20 protein-coding genes are annotated in these 19,966 nt (G+C 66.9%); 12 read left to right on the forward strand and 8 right to left on the reverse strand.

What is annotated here, in order from left to right:
- Positions 1–18: 18 nt before the first annotated feature.
- Complete coding sequence (locus E1263_RS21410; protein WP_132170088.1) at positions 19–1,023, reverse strand: LacI family DNA-binding transcriptional regulator; 1,005 nt, start codon at positions 1,021–1,023, stop codon at positions 19–21.
- Between the two features lie 137 nt (positions 1,024–1,160).
- Between E1263_RS21410 and E1263_RS21415 the strand changes: the two genes are divergently transcribed.
- A complete protein-coding gene (locus tag E1263_RS21415; RefSeq protein ID WP_132170090.1) occupies positions 1,161–2,078 on the forward strand; it encodes an amidohydrolase family protein in 918 nt (305 codons plus the stop codon).
- Positions 2,075–2,635: a cysteine dioxygenase gene (locus E1263_RS21420; protein ID WP_132170092.1), complete on the forward strand. Its 561-nt coding sequence runs from the start codon at positions 2,075–2,077 to the stop codon at positions 2,633–2,635. The genes E1263_RS21415 and E1263_RS21420 overlap by 4 nt, the downstream gene beginning before the upstream one ends.
- On the opposite strand, the gene E1263_RS21425 is transcribed toward E1263_RS21420, so the two are convergent.
- From E1263_RS21425 to E1263_RS21440, 4 genes are all read right to left on the reverse strand, one after another.
- Positions 2,605–3,600 carry a GlxA family transcriptional regulator gene (locus E1263_RS21425; protein WP_132170094.1) on the reverse strand — a complete coding sequence of 332 codons (996 nt, stop codon included), beginning with the start codon at positions 3,598–3,600 and terminating at the stop codon, positions 2,605–2,607. The two genes, E1263_RS21420 and E1263_RS21425, sit on opposite strands and share 31 nt — an antisense overlap.
- A gap of 149 nt (positions 3,601–3,749) precedes the next feature.
- Positions 3,750–4,358 carry a class I SAM-dependent methyltransferase gene (locus tag E1263_RS21430; protein WP_132170096.1) on the reverse strand — a complete coding sequence of 203 codons (609 nt, stop codon included), beginning with the start codon at positions 4,356–4,358 and terminating at the stop codon, positions 3,750–3,752.
- Between the two features lie 54 nt (positions 4,359–4,412).
- Positions 4,413–5,063, reverse strand: coding sequence for a hypothetical protein (locus E1263_RS21435; protein ID WP_132170098.1), 651 nt, complete (start codon positions 5,061–5,063; stop codon positions 4,413–4,415).
- Positions 5,064–5,144: 81 nt separating this feature from the next.
- Positions 5,145–5,771 (reverse strand): hypothetical protein, encoded by a 627-nt coding sequence (locus E1263_RS21440; protein ID WP_132170100.1) that lies wholly within the window; start codon positions 5,769–5,771, stop codon positions 5,145–5,147.
- Positions 5,772–6,006: 235 nt separating this feature from the next.
- On the opposite strand from E1263_RS21440, the gene kdpF reads away from it, so the two are divergent.
- The 8 genes from kdpF (at position 6,007) to E1263_RS21480 (ending at position 15,449) form a co-directional block, all read left to right on the forward strand.
- Positions 6,007–6,096, forward strand: a complete 90-nt coding sequence (gene kdpF, locus E1263_RS21445) for a K(+)-transporting ATPase subunit F (protein ID WP_131363646.1) — start codon at positions 6,007–6,009, stop codon at positions 6,094–6,096.
- Complete coding sequence (kdpA, locus tag E1263_RS21450) at positions 6,096–7,730, forward strand: potassium-transporting ATPase subunit KdpA (protein WP_132170102.1); 1,635 nt, start codon at positions 6,096–6,098, stop codon at positions 7,728–7,730. The genes kdpF and kdpA overlap by 1 nt, the downstream gene beginning before the upstream one ends.
- A 68-nt stretch (positions 7,731–7,798) precedes the next feature.
- A complete protein-coding gene (kdpB, locus tag E1263_RS21455; RefSeq protein ID WP_272949680.1) occupies positions 7,799–9,811 on the forward strand; it encodes a potassium-transporting ATPase subunit KdpB in 2,013 nt (670 codons plus the stop codon).
- Positions 9,812–9,825: 14 nt separating this feature from the next.
- On the forward strand, positions 9,826–10,431 hold the full coding sequence (gene kdpC / locus E1263_RS21460) for a K(+)-transporting ATPase subunit C (RefSeq protein ID WP_132170106.1): 606 nt from the start codon (positions 9,826–9,828) through the stop codon (positions 10,429–10,431).
- A 13-nt stretch (positions 10,432–10,444) separates the two neighbouring features.
- Positions 10,445–13,012: a sensor histidine kinase gene (locus E1263_RS21465; protein ID WP_132170108.1), complete on the forward strand. Its 2,568-nt coding sequence runs from the start codon at positions 10,445–10,447 to the stop codon at positions 13,010–13,012.
- Between the two features lie 110 nt (positions 13,013–13,122).
- A complete protein-coding gene (locus tag E1263_RS21470; protein ID WP_132170110.1) occupies positions 13,123–13,800 on the forward strand; it encodes a response regulator in 678 nt (225 codons plus the stop codon).
- A complete protein-coding gene (locus E1263_RS21475; RefSeq protein WP_132170112.1) occupies positions 13,797–14,555 on the forward strand; it encodes a methyltransferase domain-containing protein in 759 nt (252 codons plus the stop codon). Before E1263_RS21470 ends, E1263_RS21475 begins: the two co-directional genes overlap by 4 nt.
- Positions 14,556–14,606: 51 nt before the next feature.
- Entirely contained in the window at positions 14,607–15,449 is an 843-nt protein-coding gene (locus tag E1263_RS21480) for a prenyltransferase/squalene oxidase repeat-containing protein (RefSeq protein ID WP_132170114.1), read from the forward strand.
- Positions 15,450–16,257: 808 nt separating this feature from the next.
- On the opposite strand, the gene E1263_RS21485 is transcribed toward E1263_RS21480, so the two are convergent.
- The 3 genes from E1263_RS21485 to E1263_RS21495 form a co-directional block, all read right to left on the reverse strand.
- Positions 16,258–17,679: an aromatic amino acid lyase gene (locus E1263_RS21485; RefSeq protein WP_132170116.1), complete on the reverse strand. Its 1,422-nt coding sequence runs from the start codon at positions 17,677–17,679 to the stop codon at positions 16,258–16,260.
- Between the two features lie 138 nt (positions 17,680–17,817).
- Positions 17,818–18,063, reverse strand: coding sequence for a type B 50S ribosomal protein L31 (locus E1263_RS21490; RefSeq protein WP_132170118.1), 246 nt, complete (start codon positions 18,061–18,063; stop codon positions 17,818–17,820).
- Complete coding sequence (locus tag E1263_RS21495) at positions 18,060–19,163, reverse strand: CobW family GTP-binding protein (RefSeq protein WP_132170120.1); 1,104 nt, start codon at positions 19,161–19,163, stop codon at positions 18,060–18,062. The genes E1263_RS21490 and E1263_RS21495 overlap by 4 nt, the downstream gene beginning before the upstream one ends.
- A gap of 75 nt (positions 19,164–19,238) precedes the next feature.
- On the opposite strand from E1263_RS21495, the gene rpmG reads away from it, so the two are divergent.
- Positions 19,239–19,406: a 50S ribosomal protein L33 gene (rpmG, locus tag E1263_RS21500; RefSeq protein ID WP_132170122.1), complete on the forward strand. Its 168-nt coding sequence runs from the start codon at positions 19,239–19,241 to the stop codon at positions 19,404–19,406.
- Positions 19,406–19,711, forward strand: a complete 306-nt coding sequence (rpsN, locus tag E1263_RS21505; protein WP_132170124.1) for a 30S ribosomal protein S14 — start codon at positions 19,406–19,408, stop codon at positions 19,709–19,711. The genes rpmG and rpsN overlap by 1 nt, the downstream gene beginning before the upstream one ends.
- Positions 19,712–19,966 lie beyond the last annotated feature (255 nt).

Here is a 19,966-nt window from a genome sequence, read left to right on the forward strand (position 1 = left end):
GGTCGGTCGCCGCTCCGCTCAGGTGGGCGGAGCGGCGACCGAACCACGCTCGATCAAGGTCGGTACGACGGTGGTGCGGCGGACGCGGCGGTTGGTATCGACCGTGGCGGTGACGCGGGCGACCACGTCGGTGACCAGGTCGTCCAAGGGCCAGTGGAAGCTGGACAGCGGCGGCGTGAGCAACTGCGAGAGCGGCTGGTCGTCGTAGCCGAGCAGCGAAACGTCCTCGGGGACGCGGAGGCCGAGCTCACGGCTGGCGGCGTACACCCCGAAGGCCATCGAATCGGCGAGCGCCAAGATGCCGGTCGGGCGCGGCGCCGAGGTCAGCAGCTTGCGGGCCACCTCGGTGGCGCCGGGCAGGTCGTGCGGGCACTGCACGATCCGGATCTTGAGCTTGAGGTCGACCGCGACGCGCTGAGCAATCTCCTCCGCCGGGCGGTCGATCTCGGCGCGCAGGGTTGGGCTGAGCACGGCGACCTCGCGGTGGCCGGCATCGGCCAGCCGCTGCAGCGCGACGCTGACGCCGGTCTCGTTGTCGAAGACCACCTCGGACTTCGCTTTCGCGCCGGCCAGTGCGTCGCCGATCGCGATCACCGGGGCCTGCTGAGCGATCGTGGCCCATCCCGGCGCGGAGGGGTCGATCGGGATCACCACGATCGCGTCGGCACGGTGGTCGACCAGGTGCTGAGCCAGCTCGAGCTGGCGAGCGGCGTCGCCGGCGGAGTCGATGATCCAGGCGTTGCGGTCGGGGGCGAGGAGCTCGCGGCCGAGCGCGGCCGCCAGGCGCTGCTGCCACAGGTCCTCGAGGGATGCGCAGAGCACGCCGATCGAACCGCTCTTGCCGGAAGCCAGGGCGCGGGCCACGGGATCGGCGGAGTAGCCGAGTCGCTCAGCGGATTCCTGCACTCGCTGCCGGGTCTCCGGAGTTCCATGCAGACCACGCAGCGCGTACGACACCGCAGCCATCGACAGGCCGGTGTCGGCGGCGATGTCTTTGAGGGTCGGCCGTCGGCTTCCGGGCATGGTCTGAACCCTAGCCCGGCCCTCGGACAAAAACTTGACAACCAAGGCTTTGAAGCGCTTCACTCTTCATGTACTGAAGCGCTTCAATCTGATCAAACAAAATTGGCCCGTCAGGTATCCGGCCGGAAGGAGGAGCTGTGATCGACATCCACCAGCACCTCTGGCCGGCCGAGTTCCTCGACCGCCTCCGCGCCCGGACCGAGCCGCCGTACCTCGATGGCTGGACGCTGCACACCGCGACCGAGCCGCCGTACGACGTTGATCCGGCGGCGCATGACGTCGAGACGCGGGTTGCGATCGAGCGTGAGCTCGGGACCGAGATCGCCGCGATCTCGCTGTCGTGTGCACTCGGGATCGAGTCGCTGGGCGACGATGCGCTGTTCGGGGCATGGCACACCGGGGCAGCGGCCATGCCCCAACCCTTTCGGGCCTGGGCCTCGGTGCGGTTACCCGAGCCGGACCTCGATGAGGCGAAGACGCTTCTGGACCAGGGCTTCCTCGGGATCCAGCTTCCGGCGCATGTGCTCACCACGCCGGCCGGGTGGTCGTCGTACGGGGATCTGCTGTCGCTTGCCGAAGGCTGGGACCGGCCGGTGCTCGTGCACCCCGGGATCGCCGAGCCAGCGGGCGACGTACCGGGGTGGTGGGCGCCGGTGGTCGACTACAGCCAGCAGTTGCAGGCCGCATGGTGGGCCTGGCACGCGTATGGCGGTCGCCGTGAGTTCCCGCGGTTGCGGATCTGCTTCGCGGCCGCAGCCGGCCTCGCCCCCGTGCACCACGAGCGCCTGACCGCCCGCGGCGGCCGCCTCGGCACCATCGACACCAACCTGTACGTCGACACCTCGAGCTATGGCCCGCAGGGAATCGACGCGGTCGCGCGAGTCCTCGGTATCGACCAGGTCGTGCATGGCACCGACCGGCCGTACGCCGGACTCGTCGACCTCCGCCAAGGCGCCGCCGCAACCGCGGTGATCCGCCACAACAACCCACACCGGTTGCTGTTCGGGGGAGACCCCAGCGCCGGCCGTCCATCTCCTGAGAGGGGAGTGCAGTGACTGCTCAGCCCATCGACGCACCCGTCGTCCCGGCACGTCAACCCAGCCGTTTAGTGGATCTCAACAACTGTCAGTCGCTGGACAACCTTCCCGGCCGCGACCTCAGCCCGCAGGAACTCGCCGAGCTGGCGTCCTCCATCGCCGCCCAGCCGCACCTGTGGGAGGACAAGGTCGCCTACAGCGACGACGAGCGCGTGTTCGCCTCCCTGCACCGCGACGCGAACGTCGACGTCTGGCTGATCTGCTGGACCCCCGTCAACGACACCGGCTGGCACGACCACGACACCTCCTCCGGTGCCGTAGCCGTCGCCAAGGGAACCCTCGTCGAACACAACCTCGCCATCGGCGCCGACTCCATCGAGACCGAAGTCCCCGCCGGCGCCGTCTACGGCTTCGGCCCCGACCACATCCACCGCATGGTCGGCCGCGACAAAGGCAGCGTCAGCGTCCACGCCTACAGCCCCCCGCTGTGGCGCATGGGCCAGTACTCCGTCAAGGACAACGTCCTCCGCCGAGTCTCCGTCTCCTACGCCGACGAACTCCGCCCGATCGACTGAAACGCTCTGCGATAACCGATCGGGGAGGTCCGCACCTGGCGGGTGAAGTGCTGGCGCATGTTGATCGCCGTACCGAACCCGCAGTGCTGCGCGATCTCCTCGATCGGGATCGTCGTGGTCTCCAGTAGCTCCTGCGCGTGCTGGATGCGCTGCCGCAGGAGCCACTGCAGTGGCGTCGTACCGGTCTGTTCACGGAACTTGCGGTTGAGGGTCCGCGGACTGACGGTCGCGTACGCCGCCATGCCGGCCAGCGTGATCGGTTCGGCGAGGTTCTCCCGGATCCAGCGCATCGTCGGCTCCAGTGAACCGCAGTCCGGACCGGGCTCCGGATGCACGATGAACTGGGCCTGCCCACCGTCCCGCTGCGGCGGCAACACGATGTGGCGGGCAGCCTCGGCGGCGACGGCCGCCCCGAAGTCCTTGCGCACCATGTGCATGCACAGGTCGAACCCGGTCGCTGCCCCCGCCGAGGTCAGGACGTTGCCGCAGTCGGCGAACAGGACGCTCGCGTCCACCTGCACCTCCGGGAACCGCTCACCCAGCGCGTCGGCCGTCGTCCAGTGTGTGGCCGCGATCTTCCCGTCCAGCAGCTCGGCCGCAGCGAGCACCAGTGCACCGCCGCAGATCGACGCGATCCGCACCCCGCGCGCATGTGCGTCCCGCAGCAACTCCACCAGTTCGGCCGAGGGACAACTCACGTTGTCCCCGCCGGGCACGATGATCGTGTCTGCCGTCCGGGCGTCCTCGTAGGTGTAGGGCGCCGTCATCGTGAACAAGTCGAGCCCGCCCGGCCCCGACATCGTCGCCCCTGGCCGCTCACCACACACGATGACGTCGTACAGGCGGTCCCCCCACAGCTCGCCCGGCGCCTTCTCCAACGCGCGCGCTGTCCCGAACACCTGCGCCGGAATCGCCACATCCAGCGCAGCCGATCGATCCGCCACTACCACCGCCACTCGATGCATGACCACAATCTATCGAAGAACGGCATTCTCGCCACTGTCTCCCGCGGTCGCCGAACAGAACCATGGAGACATGCTGCTGGTCCAGATCGCTGTCCATGCCCTCGCACTCGTCCTCTTCGTCCTGTGCGGATATCTCGTCGACCGAGTGCTCAATCACGCTGACCGACCCCGAGCAGGAGCGGACTCGACTGGACCAGGTCGGGTCGCCAGTCGCCGAGGCGCGCGCACTCGAGAGCAGCCTGCAGCGGTGCCGGATCGCTGTCCGGTAGCGACAAACCGCTGTAGTGACTGTCGACCATGACGCTCAGCCAGTCGCCCGGTCCGCTCAGACCGTGGATTTCGACTGCGCGGAGGCCGGCGCCCATCAGCTCGGATCGCAGTTGCGCGACTGAGTGGTAGGCCGTCCGCGCCGACCTGGCCGCGGTCCGGTTGATCGCGACGGCAGCCACGAAGCCGCCGTACCTCGTGACGCGCACCGCCTCCTGCAGAGCGGCCCGCCGGTCGGCGGCGTTAGCCAGGAGGTACATCAGGCCCGGCAGGAACGCCGCATCGAACTCCTCGTCCTGGGCCTCGCGCGGATGAGGACCCAGCATCCGTACGTCGTACCCGTCCGCCCGCAGTCCCGGCGAGTGAATCTCTTGTCCACCCCCGATATCCGCCACCCTCGCGGGCGGCTCCGGCAGGTACTGCCGCAGTAACTCCCGCACCCGTGCCGCCTCGAGCCGTCCAGTGAACTCGCGTTCGTCATGAATCGTCATGACAACCAAGCCTCACCACACTTCACCCCCAGCGGCAGGGCAGATCGCGGGGCATCACGGGGCAGATTGCCAGTCCCCGTTGAGCATCCGGGCAGATCTCTCGCTGAAGGCTTTCCGGGCATGCCCGATGACCTGCAGTTTGTCGAGCCGGCGGCGGAGCAGCGGCCGGATCCAGACCACGCGCCGCCAGCCGACGCGGTACTGGATCAAGGTCGAGAACTGCTGGACGATCAACCACTCCGCCGGGGTGGCTCCGTCGCCCTCGTTGGGAAGTGCCTGGGCCGACGGCGGTTCGCCGATGTTCATCGCGGCGGCCTTCGATGCCGGTGGGCGCGCCCAGGCAAGGCGCGCGTGGATGGTGACCTCTGCGCGCAGCAGTTCGACCAAGGCGCTGTAGACGCGGCCCAGCTCGGCGCTCTCTCCGCTGACCCAACCGGTCGAGTAGGCCAATGCCGCTTTGAGATCTGCACCCATGGTCTCGAGACGCAGCAGAGTCTCCGGTGAGTCATCGACGCGCCGGTAGATGCGTTCCGGGTAGTGGCCCCAGGCGTTGAGTGCCTTGATGGCATCGGCATAGCCGTCGCGGATGAGCTCGGCGCGGGCGCCGGTGCGGTCGAGTAGCTTGCCCGCCAATGTGCCCAGCACGGATGACCCGAAGGCGATCGGCACGATCGCCGTCCAGGTAGCGGCATCCGGCATCGACATCACCCCCACCACTCGACTGCCGACTCACCCATCATTCTCGGTGCTGGATGGGGAGTCGGCAGCGACAGCGCGAGTCGTGGATCAGGCCCAGGACTCCGCGTGGGTGGGGATGCCGTTCGGGGCGGAGAGCTCGCTGGTGATGTCCTCTGCGTCCGGGTCCAGGGGCTCGAAGGGAGCCTCCGGTACGACGTACGCGCGGGCGCCGGCGAGCATTTCGATGCCGGGGAGTTCGAACCAGGCCTCGCCGACCTCGCGGCTGATCTCGAAGATGGCCTGCTCGGCGGTCTCGACGGGGTCGATCTCGCCGCCCTCTTCGAGCTCGGCGGGGTGGCGCTCCTGGGCGGCGCGGCCGGCTTCCAGGAGGGTGTCCAGGTCGACGACGCGCAGGTCGAAGCGGGACACGACGCTGATCACGTGGTCCTCGTCGGTCTCCTCCTCGGGGTCGACGTCTTCCTCGTCGTCCAGGAGCAGCGGCGTGGTGCCGGTGTGCTCGAAGACGGCGTCGTTCCAGTCGGCGACGAGCTCCTCGAGAGCAGCGTTCTGCTCGTCCAGGGTGTCGTGCTCCTCGGAGCCGTTCATCGCGAGCAGGGCCTCGGTGTGGGCCGCGAGGCGCTCAGCGAGCTTACGGCTGGCTTCGGCGAGGGCCTCGCGGCTCTCAGTGGAGAAGAACTGCTCGGTGGGGGCGGTCGTGGTGTCCAAATCAGTCACTGGCTGTTCTTCCTCAGTCGTTGTGGCTACTGCCGTCGTAAGTATGAGAGAGACGTGTGAGAGAGCCGTCGGCGGGTGTGAGAGAGCTGTGAGAACCCTCCTGAGCAGGCAGCGAGCGGTGTGCAGTGGAGCCATGAGCAATGTGAGGTGCAGTCGTGGCTGACGTCATCTACCTGGCAGTCACCGTCGTCGTGTTCGCGGCCGTCTGGTTCGCGCTGCGTGGAGTGGAGAAGTTGTGAGCGCCGAGAACATCGCCGGGCTGGTGGTGGCCGTGGCTCTGGTCCTCTACCTGGTCGCCGCCCTGATCTTCCCCGAGAGGTTCTGATGTCCGACACCGCCGCCGGCCTGTTGCAGGTCGGCTTCCTGGTTGTGTGCCTGGCCGCGGTCTACCGGCCGCTGGGCGGGTACATGGCGCGGGTCTACACCTCCGAATCGGACCTGCGGGTCGAGCGGGGAGCCTACCGGCTTTTCGGGGTCGACTCGAAAGCCGACCAGACCTGGGCCGTCTATGGCCGCTCGCTGATCGCGTTCTCTGCGGTCAGTTTGATCCTGCTGTACATCCTGCAGCGGGTGCAGAGTCACCTGCCGTTGTCGCTGGGTCTGCCGGATGTCCCGTCCGGGCTGGCTTTCAACACTGCGGCGTCGTTCGTGGCGAACACGAACTGGCAGTCGTATTCGCCCGAGGCGACGATGGGCCACCTGGTCCAGTTCGCCGGACTCGCCGTCCAGAACTTCCTGTCCGCGGCGGTCGGGATCACGGTCGCGATCGCGCTGATCCGCGGTTTCGCACGGTCCAAGACCGATCGGCTCGGCAACTTCTGGGTTGATCTGACGCGGACAGTACTGCGGGTCCTGCTGCCGATCGCCGTGATCGGGACACTGGCTCTAGTTGCTCTTGGCGTTGTCCAGAACTTCGCTGGTGGGCACGAGGTCACCTCGGTGGTCGGCCAGACGCAGACGATCCCTGGCGGCCCTGTTGCCAGTCAGGAGGTCATCAAGGAGCTCGGCACCAACGGTGGTGGCTTCTACAACGCCAACTCCGCGCACCCGTTCGAGAACCCGAACGGGCTGTCGAACCTGTTCGAGATCTTCCTGCTGCTGGTCATCCCGGTCTGCCTGACCCGGACCTTCGGCGTGATGGTCAAGGACAAGCGCCAGGGGTACGCGATCCTCGGCGTGATGGGCACGCTGTGGGCCGCGTTCACCTTCTCCGCAACCTTCTTCGAGGTCCGCGGGAATTCGCTGGAGGGTAAGGAAACCCGCTTCGGTCAATGGGCTTCCGCGCTGTTCGCCAGCTCAACGACCGGTACGTCGACCGGTGCGGTCAACGCGGCGCACGATTCGTTCACCCCACTCGGCGGCGGTACGGCGCTCTTCCACATGATGCTCGGTGAGGTCTCACCAGGCGGTACCGGGACTGGCCTGTACGGCATGCTGGTCCTCGCCGTACTGACCGTGTTCATCGCCGGCCTGATGGTCGGCCGGACGCCGGAGTACCTGCGCAAGAAGATCACCGCCCGCGAGATGAAGCTGGTCTCGCTCTACATCCTCGCGACACCGACCGTCGTACTGGTGGGTGCTTCGCTCGCGATGGGTCTCGCTAGCGCGCGGGCATCGATCTTCAACACCGGCGGCCCGCATGGGTTCTCCGAGGTGCTGTACGCGTTCACCTCGGCCGGTAACAACAACGGGTCCGCGTTCGGTGGGCTCAGTGCGAACACGCCGTTCTACAACACGGCTCTCGGCATCGTGATGCTGCTCGGCCGGTTCGTGCCGATGGTGTTCGCGCTGGCGCTGGCGGGGTCGCTCGCCAAGCAGCAGCCGGTACCGGTCACTCAGGGCACGCTGCCCACTCATAAGGCCTTGTTCGTCACGATGCTCGTCGGCGTCGTCCTGATCGTGACAGGCCTGACCTACTTCCCTGCACTCACACTCGGACCCCTCGCGGAGGGACTGTGACCACGCTCGTAACGACCCCACCTCCTGCTGCTCAGGAGAAGTCGGTCGAGAAGAAGGCGTCTTCGGGTCTGTTCGACCCCAAGATGCTCTTGACCTCGCTCCCGGATGCCGTGCGCAAGCTCGATCCGCGGGTGATGGTGAAGAACCCGGTCATGTTCGTGGTCGAGGTCGGCGCGGTTGCGTCGACAGTCATCGCGATCACCGACTCCACCGTGTTCGCCTGGTGGATCGTGGTGTGGCTCTGGCTGACGGTTGTGTTCGCCAACCTCGCCGAAGCGGTGGCCGAGGGCCGCGGCAAGGCCCAGGCCGAAACCCTGCGTCGTGCCAAGACCGAAACTACTGCTCGCCGGCTCACCTCCGATGGGGAAGAGGAGATCCCGGCGGCTCAGCTGCAGCTCGGCGACCGGGTGGTTGTCGAGGCTGGGCAGATCATTCCTGGCGACGGTGACGTGGTCGAGGGTGTGGCGAGCGTCGACGAGTCGGCGATCACCGGCGAGTCGGCTCCAGTCATCCGTGAGTCCGGTGGCGACCGCAGCGCGGTCACCGGCGGTACCAAGGTGCTGTCGGACCGGATCGTCGTGAAGATCATGACCAAGCCCGGTGAGAGCTTCATCGACCGGATGATCGCGCTGGTCGAGGGCGCATCGCGGCAGAAGACGCCGAACGAGATCGCCCTGAACATCCTGCTGTCCAGCCTGACGATCGTCTTCCTGATCGCCACGGTCACGCTGCCGACCTTTGCGAAGTACGCCGGTGTGGATCTGAGCGTGATCATCCTGGTGGCCCTGCTGGTCTGCCTGATCCCGACCACGATCGGCGCGCTGTTGTCCGCGATCGGCATCGCCGGTATGGACCGGCTGGTGCAGCGCAACGTGCTCGCGATGTCCGGTCGCGCGGTCGAGGCGGCCGGCGACGTGAACACCTTGCTGCTGGACAAGACCGGCACGATCACGCTGGGCAACCGGCAGGCGGCCGAGTTCATCCCGGTAGCCGGAGTGACCGATACCGAGTTGGCCGACGCGGCCCAGTTGTCCAGCCTGGCTGACGAAACTCCCGAGGGGCGGTCGATCGTCGTACTGGCTAAGACTGGGTACGGATTGCGCGAGCGGCACACCGGAGAGTTGCCTCATGCAACCTTTGTCGAGTTCACCGCGCAGACGCGGATGAGCGGTGTCGACGTCGATGACCGCGAGGTCCGCAAGGGCGCAGCCGGGGCGGTCAACAACTGGATCAACGCCCACGGCGGTACGACGGATCCTCAGCTCGGCGAGATTGTCGACGGCATCTCGGCCTCGGGCGGTACGCCGCTCGTCGTGGCCGAGGCGGTCGGCGGCACGGCTCGCGCGCTCGGGGTGATTCACCTCAAGGACGTGGTGAAGTCCGGGATGCGGGAGCGGTTCGACCAGATGCGCGCGATGGGCATCCGGACCGTGATGATCACCGGCGACAACGCGCTGACCGCGAAAGCGATCGCCGAGGAGGCCGGGGTCGACGACTTCCTGGCCGAGGCGACGCCCGAGGACAAGATGGCGCTGATCAAGAAGGAGCAGGAGGGTGGGCGGCTGGTCGCGATGACCGGTGACGGTACGAACGACGCGCCCGCGCTTGCCCAGGCTGATGTCGGGGTCGCGATGAACACCGGGACGTCGGCGGCCAAGGAGGCCGGCAACATGGTCGACCTGGACTCCAACCCGACCAAGCTGATCGAGATCGTTGAGATCGGCAAGCAACTGCTGATCACCCGGGGATCGCTGACCACGTTCTCGATCGCGAACGACGTGGCCAAGTACTTCGCGATCCTGCCGGCGCTCTTCGCGGCGGCCTACCCGGGGCTGGACAAGCTGAACATCATGCAGCTGCACTCGCCGCAGACGGCGATCGTGTCGGCCATCGTGTTCAACGCACTGGTGATTGTCGCGCTGGTTCCGCTCGCACTTCGCGGAGTCCGCTACCGGCCGTCCTCGGCCTCGGCGATGCTGCGCCGCAACCTGCTCGTGTACGGCGTTGGTGGCCTCATCACACCGTTCATCGGCATCAAGCTTCTCGACCTGGTGATCTCTTTGATCCCCGGTCTTCGGTGAAAGGTCAGATTCAGATGAGGATATTCGGAGTTGCAGCGCGGGTGCTGCTGGTCTTCACGGTGGTGCTCGGTGTCGTCTATCCGTTGGCGATGACCGGGGTGTCGCAGCTGTTGTTTCACGGCAATGCGAACGGCTCGATCATCAAGGTGAACGGCAAAGAGGTCGCTTCCGACCTGATCGGTCAGTCGTACACGATGGACAGTGGAAAGAAGGACGACAAGGGCGACGCGATCATGGTCGCCGACCCGAAGTGGTTCCAGACCCGGCCGTCCGCGGCGTCGTACGACGGCAAGGCCAGCGCGGCCTCGCAGTACGGGCCCAACAACGCCGATCTCCGCGCGGCGATCGACGAGCGGCGCAAGGAGGTCGCGCAGTTGGAGGGTGTCGACCCGGCTCAGGTCCCGGACGACGCACTCACGGCCAGCGGCTCAGGGCTCGATCCGGCGATCAGCCCGGCGTACGCGGCCTTGCAGATCAACCGGATCGCGCGGGAGCGGGGGCTGTCGGTGGCTCAGGTGGCCAAGTTGGTGCAGGAGAACACGCACGGGCGGGCGCTGGGGTTCCTCGGCGAACCGTACGTCAATGTCGTCACACTCAACGCTGCGCTGGCCGCGAGCTGACATCATCGGAAGCATGAGTAGGAGCGGTCGCGGGTATCTGCGGATCTACCTCGGTGCCGCACCTGGCGTAGGGAAGACCTACAAGATGCTGGGTGAGGGTCAGCGCAGGCTGGCCCGGGGCACCGATGTGGTGATCGGTTTCGTGGAGACCCACGGCCGCGAGCACACCGCGGCGATGGTCGAGGGGCTCGAACTGGTACCGCGGCGGATCATCGACTACCGCGGTGCCAGCTTCACCGAGCTCGACCTGGACGCCCTGCTGGTACGGCGGCCTGACGTGGCGCTCGTCGACGAGTTGGCGCACACGAATGTGCCGGGCAGCCGCAACGAGAAGCGTTGGCAGGACATCGAGGAGTTGCTGGCGGCCGGGATCGACGTGATCTCGGCGGTCAACATCCAGCACCTCGAGTCGATCAATGATGTGGTCGAGAAGATCACCGGCGTACCGCAGCAGGAGACGGTGCCGGACCGCGTGGTTCGGGCCGCGGACCAGATCGAGCTGGTCGACATGACTCCGGAGGCGCTGCGCCGCCGGATGGCGCATGGGAACGTGTATGCGGCGGACAAGATAGATGCTGCCTTGGGCAACTACTTTCGGGTCGGCAATCTGTCTGCGCTGCGTGAGCTAGCGTTGCTTTGGCTGGCCGATCGGGTAGATGCCGGGCTGCAGCAGTACCGCGCTCAGCACGACATCGACTCGACCTGGGAAGCGCGGGAGCGGGTGGTCGTCGCTCTCACCGGCGGCGCCGAGGGCGAGACGCTGATCCGGCGTGCTGCCCGGATCGCCGCGCGCTCGTCCGGTGGGGACCTGCTTGCCCTCCACGTTGCCCGGTCCGACGGGTTGACCGGCGCTGACCCGAAACGTCTTGCCGAACAACGAAATCTCGTCGAATCGCTGGGCGGGACTTACCACCAGGTGGTCGGGGATGATGTTCCGGCTGCGCTGCTGACCTTCGCGCGGGCTGAGAACGCGACCCAGTTGGTGCTGGGCGGTTCGCGGCGGTCGCGGTGGTCGGCGATCACCGGGCCGGGGATCGGTACGTCGACGATCCGGGGTTCGGGCGATATCGACGTACACATCGTCACGCACTCGCAGATGGGGCGCGGGCGGCTGCCGCGGTTGCGCGGGAGCCTGTCACGGCGGCGAAAGATCCAGGGGTTCGTGCTGTCGATCCTCCTGCAGCCGATTCTCGCGCTCGCGCTGGATCTGGGCGGCGATCGCCTGAACCTGACGAGCGACGTACTGGCGTTCTTGCTGGCTGTGGTCGTGGTTGCGCTGGTGGGCGGGCTGTGGCCAGCGTTGGTGACCGCGATCGGTGGGTCGCTGGTGATCAACTACTTCTTCACGCCACCGACGCGGACGTTCACGATTGCCGAGGTGAACAATGCGCTCGCGCTGGCGATCTTCGTGCTGGTGGCGGCGCTGGTGAGCTCGGTCGTGGACCGGGCGGCACGCCGTACGAGACAGGCCGCGCGGGCGGCGGCGGAGTCGGAGACGTTGGCGACGCTTGCCGGCTCGGTGTTGCGTGGGGAGACCGCGCTGCCGGCGTTGTTGGAGCGGGTGCGCGAGGCGTTTGGGATGACGAGCGCCTGCCTGATGGAGCGCGTGGACGACGACGAGCTGACCGAGATCTGGCGACCGATCGCATCCGCCGGTACGCCGACCTGCCGGCGACCGGAGGATGGCGACGCGGAGATCCCTGGTCGCGACGACCTGGTCCTCGTGCTGCAGGGTCGCCAATTGGCCGCAGACGAACGGCGATTGGTCGGGGCGTTTGCTGCTCACGCGGCCGCGCTGGTGGATCGGGCCCGGCTGACCGAGGCCGCCGCGGAGGCGAAACCGCTGGCTGAGGCGGACAAACTCCGTACGGCGTTGCTTCGGGCGGTCGGTCATGATCTGCGATCGCCGTTGGCGTCGGCCAAGGCCTCGGTGACTTCGTTGCGCAGCGCCGATGTGGACTGGAGTGAATCCGAGCGGGCCGAGTTGTTGGAGACCGCTGACGAGTCACTCGACCGGCTGTCCCGGCTGGTCGACAACCTGCTCGACCTGTCGCGCCTGCAGGCGGGCGTGCTGCCAGTGTTCACGCGGCCAATGGCGCTGGATGAGGTCATTCCCGGCGTACTGGCTGAGCTTGGTGACGACGGTGAGCGGGTGGTCGTGGATATCCCGCACACGCTGCCGCTGCTCGAGGCCGACCCGGCGCTGATCGAGCGCGTGATCGCGAACCTGGTGGCCAATGCACTGCGGTATTCACCCGACGACCGTGGACCGTTGGTGATGGGGAGTTCGCTCGGCGAGACGGTGGAGATCCGGGTGATCGATCGCGGGCCGGGGATTCCGCGGGAGGAACGCGATCGGGTGTTTGCGCCGTTCCAGCGATTGGGGGACACCGACAACACGGTTGGGGTCGGGCTCGGGCTTGCGCTGGCTCGGGGATTGGCCGAGGCGATGCAAGGGACGGTGCAGCCGGAGGACACTCCGGGTGGCGGATTGACGATGGTGGTGTCGATACCGGCGGCACTTTCGGCCGACGTACCGGTGCCTGGAACGCGGGAACGAACGGGGCTTGCAGATGACTAGTCTCAATGCCACGCTCCGCGCGGCGAGTCATGGGGCTTTAACTCCAGCCCTTCCCTCGTCGCTCCAGTCGCTTCGCTCCCTACACTCCTCAGTCCAGGTCAGGAGGCCCCATGACTAGGGTTTTGGTGGTTGACGACGAACCGCAGATCGTGCGGGCGTTGCAGATCAACCTGAAGGCGCGCGGGTACGAGGTGCACATGGCCGGCACGGGTACAGCCGCTTTGAAGGTGGCTGCGCAACATCCGCCGGAGCTGGTGATCCTGGATCTCGGGCTGCCGGATCTCGACGGGGTCGACGTGATTCGTGGGCTACGTGGATGGACCGAGGCGCCGATCCTGGTGCTGTCCGGGCGAACCGATCAGACCGACAAGGTCGAGGCGCTGGACGCGGGGGCCGACGACTACGTCACCAAGCCGTTCGGGATCGACGAGTTGCTGGCGCGGATGCGCGCTGTACTGCGGCGAAGCAACCTTGCACAGGATGAGCCTGTCGTCGCTGTCGGTGGTATTCGGGTCGATCTCGCCGCCAAGCGCGTGACGTTGGAGACCGGTGAGGACATCCGGCTCACACCGACCGAGTGGCATCTGCTGGAGGTTCTGGTCCGGCATCCCGGCAAATTGATGGCGCAACGGCAGTTGCTGACCGAGGTGTGGGGGCCGGGATACGAGAGCGCGAGTGGAAACCTTCGCTTCTACATGGGTCAGCTGCGGCGCAAGCTCGAAGCCGATCCGGCGCGCCCGAAACATCTGCTGACCGAACCCGGGATGGGCTACCGTTTCGAGCCGTGACTACTACGGGGGACCCACGCCGGGTCAATTATGCGCGCCGTACCGCCGAGACCCATGCCGCCTTTTTCACAAGGCATTTACGGCCCGGAATCAGCCTGCTCGACCTGGGCTGTGGACCGGGCTCCATCACCGTCGGCTTGGCCGAGCGAGTGCATCCAGGAACGACCACCGGCTTCGACCTGCATCCCGGACTGCCGGAAGGAGCAGACTCCATCACTTTGGTCGAGGGAGATGTGACGCACGGGCTTCCGTTCGAGGACGGGACCTTCGGCGCGGTCTTCTCCAGCGCGATGCTGCAGCACCTGCCCGACCCGCTCGCTGTGCTGCGTGAGGTACGACGGGTTGCCGCGCCAGGTGCCGTGGTCGGTTTCGTCGACGCCGACTGGGATGGGCAGCTGCTGTACCCGACCAATCCGTTGCTAGAGGCATCTTTCGAGGTGATGCGCCGGCTCCGCGCCGGTACGTCGCCCTTCGTCGGCAAGCAACTGCGCTCGCTACTGGTGGAAGCGGGCTTTGTTGGTTGCGAGAGCTATGCCCGGGTCGTCCACCACGGGACAGCCGAAGAAGTCGCCGGTGTTGGCACCTTCACCGCTAGCCTGATGTCGGGACAGCGCGACCAGATTGTCGAACAGAACATCGCCACCGGCGCCGAGGTCGACGAGATGGAACAAGCCTGGCTTGCCTGGTCTGCCGAGCCCGGCGGATTCCTGGCCCGGTTCTGGATCGAAGCCATCGGCTGGGCGCCCGAGGGCTGAACGTCCGATTCGTTCAAGACATGCCGTGGGGTTCTGGGGGAACCTCTAGGTATGGACATCTTCACCGCAGGTCGTGATTTCGTACGTCTCGAGGGTCGGCTGGTTGAGAACCGCTTGCTCTCGGTTGTCTTCGACGGCGCTGACCCCGCTGGCGTGGTCGACGCGCTCCGCGGCTACCAGAACGCAGACGGTGGTTTCGGTCACGGCCTGGAGCCGGACAAACGCTGCCCGGACAGCCTCGGTCTCGACGTCGAAACCGCCTTCGACATCCTGCTGGCCGCCGGTGCCTGCGACTCCGTGATGATCGGCCGCGCGGTCGATTGGCTGGCATCGGTGGCTACTCCGGACGGCGCGGTCGCGCTGGCCGCACCCGTGATCGAGAACTATCCGCGGGCTTCGCACATGAGCGAATGGACCTACGAGCCTTCGTTGAACCCGACCGCCGGTCTGGTCGGCCGTCTACACAAGCTCGGTGTCGAACACCCTTGGCGGTCGCTGGCCGGTTCCTGGTGCGCTAGGCAGCTTGAGTTGGGTCTGCCGACCGAGGCGCATTCGCTCCACGAATCGCTGGAGTTCCTTGAACACGCCGGCGATGTCGACCTGGAGCGGATCCGCGACTGGCTGCCGAAGGTGTCGTATTTCCGTGCAGATGCGGCCGATCCGTCGTACGGGGTTACGCCGTTGCAGTTCGCGCCGACCCCGGACAGTCCGTGGGCTGCGCTCTTCACGACGGAGCAGTTGGAGGCCCACCTCGATCGCCTGATCGCCGACCAGCAACCCGACGGCGGCTGGGCCATCACCTGGGAACCACCCGGCCAAGCCGCGACCCTCGAGTACCGAGGCATCGTCACCGTCGCCGCCCTCCGCACGTTGAAGGCCTACAACCGCCTCTAACCCGGACCGCCGAACGGCATTTGGTGGGTGGACCCATCGGATGGGGTCGGTACGGCGGGGATGGCTGGTCGCCGCTCCGGACAAGCCGGGCACGTTGTCTGTGGCTGGTCGCCGCGGCGGCCGCGTTACATAAAGGGCTTGGCTGGGCCCGGCGGGTGGTTGAGGTAGTGGCGAGGTCGGCGATCGCGTGCCCGCGGCTTGAGGTGCTCGCTATGGCTGAGGTGCAAGATCTGCACCGGGTGGAAACTTCTGTGCGTCATTTGCGAAGAATGTTCCACCCAGCGACCCCGGCAGCCCGGGGCGCGGGTGCTGCGGACGGCGGGCTGCGGTTGAGGGGTCGGGGTCTGCGTTAGTCGGTAATTTAGGGTCGGTATTTGAGAAAAAGTTCACGGCTAACGACCCCCGCCAGGCCCGGCCGGGTGATCCGCTCAACGCGGGGATTTTTCGGGTCTATGCGCCGAAAAAGTCACGTGTAGTGAGGCGGCAAGGGTGAGTTGGGCGCGGCAGGACCCCCGCTTCCTTGCTGGCGTCTTTCACCACCGCGGAGGGTCACTTTCCAGGCTTCCTCGCTACCGGCCGCAACCACAGCGGGTACCTCAAGCGGCGGTCACGCGATCGCCGACCTCGCCAGTACCTCAGCCCCGTGCCGGGCTCAGCCAAGCTCCTTCTGTAACGCGGCCGCCGCGGCGAGCAACCCCAAGCAACGTGTCCGGCCTGTCCGGTGCGGCGAGCAACCACTCCGCCGTACCAGCCCCAGCGACAAGCCCGCTGCCGCACCAGCGGCCAGGCGCCGCATGCGCCCTTGCCGCTAGGCAGATTCAGCCGGGTGTTCGACCTGGCGGTCACCCCATTGGGTGAGGATTCCGCGAGCGATCTCAAGGTCTTCGCGCAACGAACGGTCCGTGAGGTCGTCAGGGAGGGCGGCTAGCGCGTCGGCCAGCCAGGGGGCGATGGCGGCGGGCGCCAGGTCATCAGGAGTCAGTCCGGCTAGGCGAATAGCCCGGACAGCCGTGACCAATTCGCAGGAGATGACTTCGCGGAGTGCATCCAGCAGTTGACCAGTCAGTACGGCGGCCTGGGGCGCGAAGCTGGCGTGGTGTTCGGCGCCGCGCGACAGGGTCGCCGTACCGAGGGTGGCTGGTTGGGCGGAGGAGCGGACGGCGGCGAGGGCGTCGTGGGCGACGTACTCGATCATCATGACGCCGGAGCTGGCCTCGGCGCCGCTGGCGAGGAAACGGGACAGGCCGGTGAAGTCGGGGTCGACCAGGTTTGCCACGCGGGAGGTGGAGAGGGTGGCGACGCTGTGCAGGCTGAGGCGGAGTGAGTCGAGGTGGAGCGCGATCGGCATCGCGTGCCAGTTTCCGTTGTGCAGAACGGTATCGCCGGCCACCAGCGGGTTCTCGGCCGACGCGTTGATGTCGATGCGGAGACTGTTGCCTAGGGCATCGACGTGATCGACGGCGGGGCCGAGGACCTGAGCGAATGCGCGCAGACCGAACGGGTCCTGGATTCGCGCCGGGGGAAGCGGCAAGCCTTCGAGCAGACCGCGCATCCGACGCGCGACCCGAACCTGCCCGGGTTGCGGACGGGCCTCGTGGACGCGGACGTCGTACACCTCGGAGTTGCCTCGGAGAGCGACATGCGAGAGGGCGCCGACCAGCGGTACGACGTTGATCAGGGTGGCGGCCTCGACATACGCGAGGCAGCATTCGGCGAGTGTGATCGCGTTGCTGGACAGCAGGGGGAGCGCGCTGACCCCGTCGATGACATCGCCCAGCGCGAGACCGAGCTCGGCCAGCGGACCAAGGTCGCCGGTGCCGATCGCACCACCACGATGGAGATCCGGGAGCTCGTCGTCGTTGAGCAGGGCAACGATCGCGTCGGCGACTCCCGGCTCGAGTCCCGACCCGCCGGACGCCAACTGGTTGACGCGAATCAACAGTCCGAGGCGGGTGACATCCTTCGGGTACGGCGTCGTACCGGTCGTGGAGTGTGAGCTCAGCAGGCGGGCGCCGTGTTCGGGGTCCGACGTGAGGACATCGCGGTTTGCGCCAACGCCAGTCGTGCGACCGTAGACCGGCTGGCGGCTCGCTACTTCAGCGACTGCGAGAGCTGACTCGTGCATCCGTTTCCGGGCGTCGTCCGCCAACCGCACCGCGGTCCGCCGCTGCGCCAAGGCAACGGCCTCCAACGGCGCCAACCCACCCCCGGACAGCTCCACCGGCTCCATTGGCCCAGTGTGAGACCGCCCAGGCCGTCTCGGTAAGCGCCGCGCCCGCACCGACGTCTGAAATCCGAGACGTCTGGGTCCGGGCAAAGCGAAAGGGCCCACCCCGCCCCGGGTGAGCCCTCTCGCTGCTTGTGGTTCTTACAGCTGGCCGTAGCGCTTCTTGAACTTCTCCACGCGGCCCTGGGTGTCCATCACGCGCTGGTTACCCGTGTAGAACGGGTGACTGGCGGACGAGATCTCCACGTCGACGACTGGGTACGTGTTCCCGTCGGTCCAGACAATGGTCTCGTTGCTGGTGCTGGTCGAACCCGTGAGGAAGCTGAAGTTACCGGACTTGTCCCGGAAGACAACCCGGCGGTAGTCGGGGTGAATGTCATTCTTCATGCTGCACTACTTCCTTCCAGATAAGGGGCGAACGGGTCGGTCAGTGAATGAACCGCTTCGTCCGCACGTAGGACACAACCGTCGAGTCGTGCCGTTAATTCCCGGGTGTCTAGATCGACTCCGGTGATCGAGAGGTACGACGCCCGGTCGCCGTACTCGGGGTGCCATTCGAGCGCCGACCGGGCTTGGTGCTGCTGCCCGACGCCGGCCCAGCGATCGGCGGGCAGGTCGGCCAGCCATGGGCCGAGTACGCCGATCGAGATATTGGTGCCGAAGCTGTCCCAGCTCAGGCGGTTGCGATGCTGGGTCGCGATCCAGACGGTCCCGCGGCCGCGCGCCGTACCGGTCACTAGGTCCTCGAGCACTTCGTAGAGCCGCTCGGGGTGGAACGGGCGCGCCGACTGCCAGACCAGGGTGTTGACCGGGCCGTCCTCGCGGATCGGCGCAGTAATAGAGCCCGGCTCGGTGCGGGTCTCGGCCGCATCGGGGTCGTGCAGCCGGAGCTTGAGCAGGTCGGTCGGGGTGGACTGGATGCGCGCCTGCGGGTTGATCGCCTCGATCAAGGCTTTGGCCGTGGCGTCTGGACTGCTCAGTACGACGGCATCGGCGTACTCGAGTTGCCGCGCCACCACCTCGGCCATCACGCGACCGTCCTCGGCGGCAGTCGCGACACCGCGGTCCTGGATGAACTGATCGCCGGTGAGGTCGTCGACCACGGTCGCGGTATCGGCCGCCACGATCACCACATCGACCCGAAGCTCGTCCTCGCGGGCAATCTCCTCCGCCACGGATTGCGAGTCCCCGGCTCCAGGCACCGACACGATCGCAACGTCGTACCGGTCGACGGCGGCGATGCTGTTGAGCAACTCCACCAGCGTCTTCCGCATCGCGCACGACACACACGGGTGGCCCATCCGGATCGTCTCCCGGTCGATCACCCCGGTCGCCGTCCGCGCGATCCGCACGACATAACCCGCGCTGAGGCTGCTCACGTCGTACTCGACCAGGACGCCGTTCGAGCCCGCGGCGGCCAGCAGGTTCGATCCCACGGCCCCTCGGAATTCCTCGTCGACGCCGGTCAACAGGGTCACCGGCAGCATCCGCACTCCCACCTTATTGAAAATGATTACCAGTACAAGATACACTCTGTGTCGTACTTGAGGAAAGGAACCAGCATGGCCAAGAACAACGAACTCCGGCCGATCATCAAGCTCCGCAGCACGGCCGGCACCGGCACCACCTATGTAACGCGGAAGAACCGCCGGAACAATCCCGACCGGCTCGTCATCCGCAAGTACGACTCCCGGATCCGCCAGCACGTCGACTTCCGCGAAGAGCGCTGATGGCCAAAACCAGCAAGATCGCCAAGAACGAACAGCGCAAACGCACCGTCGCCCTGTACGCCGACCGTCGCGCCGAGCTCAAGCGCGTCATCGCGTCCGTCGCCTCCTCCTCGGAGGAGCGCACCGAGGCCCAGCTGAAGCTCCAAAAGCTCCCCCGCGACGCGAGCCCGATCCGCATCCGCAACCGAGACGCCGCCGACGGCCGCCCCCGCGGCTACCTGCGCAAAGCCGGCATCTCCCGAGTCCGCTTCCGCACCATGGCCCACCGAGGCGAACTCCCCGGCATCACCAAGTCCTCCTGGTAATTCCCGGCGGCGCGCGACGTGGATGCCGCGCACCCCGGGTCACGACGGCCCTCCGAGCTCAGGTGGCTCGGAGGGCCGTCGCATGCGTACAGAAGGACTGTTAGTAGTCCCCGGTCCGGCGATCGCCGCCGCCGTCCGTCCGCTCAGGAAGTGCCGAGCGACCTACCTCTAACAGTTCTTCTGTACGCCGGTCAGCCGTGGAGGCGGCGGGTCAGAGCGTTGGCGGCCTGGCGGAGGCGGTGGGCCAGGTGGGGG

Origin of the sequence: Kribbella antibiotica, from assembly GCF_004349055.1 — a bacterium.
GTDB classification, from domain to species: domain Bacteria; phylum Actinomycetota; class Actinomycetes; order Propionibacteriales; family Kribbellaceae; genus Kribbella; species Kribbella antibiotica.

Excerpts from the sequence above, each read along its gene's own strand:
- E1263_RS21410 (WP_132170088.1), bottom strand. The coding sequence starts at position 1,023 with ATGCCCGGAAGCCGACGGCCGACCCTCAAAGACATCGCCGCCGACACC.
- kdpC (WP_132170106.1), top strand. The coding sequence starts at position 9,826 with ATGAGGATATTCGGAGTTGCAGCGCGGGTGCTGCTGGTCTTCACGGTG.
- rpmG (WP_132170122.1), top strand. The coding sequence starts at position 19,239 with ATGGCCAAGAACAACGAACTCCGGCCGATCATCAAGCTCCGCAGCACG.
- rpsN (WP_132170124.1), top strand. The coding sequence starts at position 19,406 with ATGGCCAAAACCAGCAAGATCGCCAAGAACGAACAGCGCAAACGCACC.
- E1263_RS21480 (WP_132170114.1), top strand. The coding sequence starts at position 14,607 with ATGGACATCTTCACCGCAGGTCGTGATTTCGTACGTCTCGAGGGTCGG.
- E1263_RS21495 (WP_132170120.1), bottom strand. The coding sequence starts at position 19,163 with ATGCTGCCGGTGACCCTGTTGACCGGCGTCGACGAGGAATTCCGAGGG.
- E1263_RS21490 (WP_132170118.1), bottom strand. The coding sequence starts at position 18,063 with ATGAAGAATGACATTCACCCCGACTACCGCCGGGTTGTCTTCCGGGAC.
- E1263_RS21485 (WP_132170116.1), bottom strand. The coding sequence starts at position 17,679 with ATGGAGCCGGTGGAGCTGTCCGGGGGTGGGTTGGCGCCGTTGGAGGCC.
- E1263_RS21435 (WP_132170098.1), bottom strand. The coding sequence starts at position 5,063 with ATGTCGATGCCGGATGCCGCTACCTGGACGGCGATCGTGCCGATCGCC.
- kdpA (WP_132170102.1), top strand. The coding sequence starts at position 6,096 with ATGTCCGACACCGCCGCCGGCCTGTTGCAGGTCGGCTTCCTGGTTGTG.
- E1263_RS21430 (WP_132170096.1), bottom strand. The coding sequence starts at position 4,358 with ATGACGATTCATGACGAACGCGAGTTCACTGGACGGCTCGAGGCGGCA.
- E1263_RS21425 (WP_132170094.1), bottom strand. The coding sequence starts at position 3,600 with ATGCATCGAGTGGCGGTGGTAGTGGCGGATCGATCGGCTGCGCTGGAT.
- E1263_RS21470 (WP_132170110.1), top strand. The coding sequence starts at position 13,123 with ATGACTAGGGTTTTGGTGGTTGACGACGAACCGCAGATCGTGCGGGCG.
- E1263_RS21465 (WP_132170108.1), top strand. The coding sequence starts at position 10,445 with ATGAGTAGGAGCGGTCGCGGGTATCTGCGGATCTACCTCGGTGCCGCA.